The following is a 3,602-nucleotide window of genomic DNA, read 5'->3' on the forward strand; positions in this document are numbered from 1 at the left end:
TCACCATCTACAGCGATTAATGCGGCTTTCAGATTCCCCGTCTCAATTGTAAAATTAGTCGCAGAAGAGGCGTTTATAATTCGAATTCTGACTTTTTTTGCTGGCTGAACTGGAATAACATCCGCCGCATTTAGTGTTTTTTATTTGTTAAGAACGCATCATAATCAATATCATTTAAATCACTTCCACTTGGTTTGTTACTCATAGTCATTTTGACATTTCTCAAATTGTCAAATAATGTCTGAGGATTACTATAAGTAAAATCTTCGAGAAACATAATCACTTCTTGCAATCCCTTGTATTCATTCTTGTCATCGTAAATAATTAATGGTGCTGACAACTGATTTTGTTCTTGAAATTTTTGATGAGAATGCATCCAGTAAGTACCTGATTGCAGTAATTTATAATTAAAATGTTTATTTTGACCAGGTTGTATCAGAACTTGTGTAACCTCTGGCACGCCATCCTGATTATTGGGAACAATCAATCCATGCCAGTGAATCGTAATTGGTACAGATGTTTTGTTTTCAACCCTAACATTAAACATATCTCCTTTATTACCAAAATATCCTTTATTATCTTTGCTGCCATCAGGGTGAGTAAATATTAATTGAAATTCTTTTGTTTTTCCCCCTTCCCATCTATCTTAAACTCTTTCTCCATAACCGTGATAATAGTTTTCTTTTCCTCAATATCGGCAGCATAAGTACAATTAAAAGCCAAGAGCATTGAAGCAATACCCAATACTGCATTACAAAGAAGAAACCTGATGCTTACTATATTTCTCTTAGCCATTGCAATCCTTGTCAAATTAACTACCTCAGTAAGGAACCTAGGAGCCAGGGTTGAATTTTGTATTTAACAGTCAGAATTCAACCCTGACCCCATAGGTATGGTTGGCACAACCAGATTTAGCTTTCATTAGGGAGCTCATCTAATTTCGGTTTTTCACCAATTTGCCGTCGTACTTCATCCTGAGTCCGCTGATCGGTTCCTCCCGAAACATCACCGGTAGTATTTATTAGAAATTCACTTTTTGGAATAAAGGTTAGCTTGAACTCGACAACCAATCCTTGTCCAGCTGCATCATATGCGGGAATATTTATTTGTGGAACTTGATAAATCATACACAATCCATGTTTCTATCATATACGTTGAGAGGCTTCATCAGTTCATTACTGAACTCATAATATTGGCAAAGATCTATTAAGTCAATCACCAACCACAAAGGGATAATTTGTTACTTACATATGAAATCACTTTTACGATTTCTAACTGTCAAATAGAGCAACAACAGTTAACAACTCGCTAAAAGCAATCTCAAATAACGGGCGTGACATGATAATTTAAGCGCACAATCATACTGCTCGCATATTTCGGCGGTCAAAGCATTTGAATTATGTAAGCGAACAGTTAAGAGAGTAAGGCCATCAATACATGGTTTTCGTATTTACCCTCGATACAAACAGCGTTTCTTTGAATACCTTCGATAACAAAACCAAATTTTTCATAGAGAGAAATAGCAGGTTTATTATTTTCACGAACAGTAAGTTCAATACGGGTTAATCCTTTTCTTTTTGCTTCTTTGAGTGCCTTACCAATTAATGCTTTTCCAAGCCCTTTGCCTCGATATTGAGCCAATACACCTATACCCAAAGAGCCCGTATGGGCAAAAACAGGGCGGTCAAGTGGACTAATGTCACACCAGCCTACAATCTTATCATTATGAATTGCGATCAATTGTGGCCAATTATCTCTAATATGCTCTAATACAAAATCTCTAGTCATTTGAATTGGAGGGCCTTCCAAAAAGGCAAGAAAATTACGTTCGCGAGCAACACTATCTATGGCAGACCAAAAACCTTCAATATGTATTTCTTGTATTGGAATAATTTCAAATTTCATAGAGATCCCTTAACTGTGCTTTGTCAAATAGTAGTTAAATGATTTGTTTTTTAAAAGCCAATTTTTTGCAAGCCATATTCAGTTAATTTTATAAGATTATTTGGGCTAGATAACGTACCGGCCTGTTGTAAAAGGTGACTACTATTTGATCTTTTTTAAGATTCCGTAGTACCCAAAAGAAAATATAAAAAACCAATCGTTTGACGTTAATGGCTATTGCAGCCATATACGCTTGAATTTGGATTTCGCTTAAGCCCCTCGTTTTAGCTCTGGATAAACAATGATAGTTTTTAAGTTCATTCATAACTCCTTCTATTTTCCATAAACGTTCCCTTAGTTCTTTCTTAAATTCTTCTGTTTCCATGTCTAATTTTACTTGTGGTACCTTGCAATCGGATTTAAGGCAACAATGTTTGCAATCTTTTGTACGAGTTCGATAAGAAATAAAGCCTTCAACATTAATTTTTCCAGCTTGGAATTCAATCTTGGCAGGGCAAACATAGGTCTTTTTTCAGCATTTAAAAAATACCAGGTATATCTGAATATTGATTATTGCCGCTGCGAGTCGTAAATAAAGGGATATAGAACCGTATGCCTGCCCGTTGTAATGAGTAGAGGATTTGGCCAGAACCATATAAATTGATTAGCAATAGCTATGAAGTACAGCGCTTTCTGCCGCGTATGATTATTTTTTTAGGAAATACTTACTCAAGCGAATACATTTACAGGTCATTGCCCAAATCCTTCTTGGCGCTACTAATCTATTGATAATGTACAATTTATAGTCTTTATCATCCTGAAATACCTAATTTCGAACGTAGGTATCAAATTGAATCACAGATCTATATTTGGTCGCCTGAACCAGGGTCAACAATCAAAAGGGTTCAGCGTTTCAATTACCATTTCATGAAAACTAAAAAGCTAGTACGCAAATGCTCTTCCGACACGAACGGAAGATAATACCAACATAACGCACATTAATGATGATTCAATAACCACGCCCCAAAATGCTCATTATTTGAACGAAAATGGGGGGGGGTAAGACTTCATCTGAGCATCAAAGATGTGAGCCAATACGCCTTGTTCCTCATCCGCGAACATTGCGCAAAGCACGCGAGCAAGTTAAATCTATGGTGATTGATAGGACTTCTTCCCGACGAATCAGAAATTATCTTCATCGCTGGGTTATGTGGTGGACAACGACTTCAACAACTTGGCAATACCAAGAACTTTTGCAATGCTTTATTGATGTGTGTTGGCACGAGCATGCAGCCGCTTACGCGACCGCACTTTCTTGCTACCACCTTAAAGTATCACGCACCCGGCCGGTTGACGTACTGGGTGCGACTGGGGCTGCATAAGCTCAGCAAGTTTGATGTTTTTGTTCGACATAAGTTTTCCAAGGTAACATCGTCGCCCCCGCGCGCGCCGGGTGCGACGCCGCCCCAAACGACATCGACCGCAAAATCCCCACCAAGCCCATCAGGAAAAGCATGTGCTTTAGCAATGCCAATGACATAGATAGCTGTTAACTCAATAATATCCTTGATGTTTTCATAATGATGGTGCTGTTCAGCGCGTTTAAGCGCAGACTCAAGTTTCCCTATGTCAGTAACAGAAGCATTAGATAATATTTCGCTTTGAATAAATATCACATCTTCTACCGTTAAAAAATTAATCCCATTATTTATCCGCTA

7 protein-coding genes and 1 pseudogene are annotated in these 3,602 nt (G+C 37.7%); 1 reads left to right on the plus strand and 7 read right to left on the minus strand.

The features are described from left to right. From BN58_RS33620 to BN58_RS33635, 6 genes and pseudogenes are all read right to left on the minus strand, one after another. On the minus strand, positions 1–116 hold a 116-nt coding region (locus BN58_RS33620; protein WP_332247947.1), incomplete at its 3' end, for a cupredoxin domain-containing protein. A gap of 14 nt (positions 117–130) precedes the next feature. Further along, positions 131–547, minus strand: a complete 417-nt coding sequence (locus BN58_RS33625) for a multicopper oxidase domain-containing protein (RefSeq protein ID WP_019216556.1) — start codon at positions 545–547, stop codon at positions 131–133. Between the two features lie 59 nt (positions 548–606). Continuing rightward, positions 607–795 (minus strand): hypothetical protein, encoded by a 189-nt coding sequence (locus BN58_RS33630; protein ID WP_019216557.1) that lies wholly within the window; start codon positions 793–795, stop codon positions 607–609. A 116-nt stretch (positions 796–911) separates the two neighbouring features. Next, the gene (locus BN58_RS09170; protein WP_232220483.1) at positions 912–1,070 is read right to left on the minus strand and encodes a hypothetical protein; all 159 of its coding nucleotides are present in this window, start codon (positions 1,068–1,070) and stop codon (positions 912–914) included. A gap of 343 nt (positions 1,071–1,413) precedes the next feature. Beyond that, positions 1,414–1,905 carry a GNAT family N-acetyltransferase gene (locus BN58_RS09175; protein ID WP_019216559.1) on the minus strand — a complete coding sequence of 164 codons (492 nt, stop codon included), beginning with the start codon at positions 1,903–1,905 and terminating at the stop codon, positions 1,414–1,416. Positions 1,906–2,010: 105 nt separating this feature from the next. After that, a pseudogene (locus BN58_RS33635) lies at positions 2,011–2,540 on the minus strand (transposase); the annotation flags it as partial. A gap of 393 nt (positions 2,541–2,933) precedes the next feature. On the opposite strand from BN58_RS33635, the gene BN58_RS30755 reads away from it, so the two are divergent. Then, positions 2,934–3,266, plus strand: coding sequence for a hypothetical protein (locus BN58_RS30755; RefSeq protein WP_156812446.1), 333 nt, complete (start codon positions 2,934–2,936; stop codon positions 3,264–3,266). Here BN58_RS30755 and BN58_RS23710 read toward each other — a convergent pair. Continuing rightward, positions 3,219–3,596 (minus strand): Fic family protein, encoded by a 378-nt coding sequence (locus BN58_RS23710; RefSeq protein WP_332247948.1) that lies wholly within the window; start codon positions 3,594–3,596, stop codon positions 3,219–3,221. The two genes, BN58_RS30755 and BN58_RS23710, sit on opposite strands and share 48 nt — an antisense overlap. Positions 3,597–3,602: the final 6 nt, after the last annotated feature.

Origin of the sequence: Legionella tunisiensis (assembly GCF_000308315.1) — a bacterium.
Taxonomy (GTDB): Bacteria; Pseudomonadota; Gammaproteobacteria; order Legionellales; family Legionellaceae; genus Tatlockia; species Tatlockia tunisiensis.

Coding starts and splice junctions, on each gene's coding strand:
- BN58_RS33630 (WP_019216557.1), bottom strand. CDS start 795: ATGGCTAAGAGAAATATAGTAAGCATCAGGTTTCTTCTTTGTAATGCA.
- BN58_RS33625 (WP_019216556.1), bottom strand. CDS start 547: ATGTTTAATGTTAGGGTTGAAAACAAAACATCTGTACCAATTACGATT.
- BN58_RS09175 (WP_019216559.1), bottom strand. CDS start 1,905: ATGAAATTTGAAATTATTCCAATACAAGAAATACATATTGAAGGTTTT.
- BN58_RS30755 (WP_156812446.1), top strand. CDS start 2,934: ATGGGGGGGGGTAAGACTTCATCTGAGCATCAAAGATGTGAGCCAATA.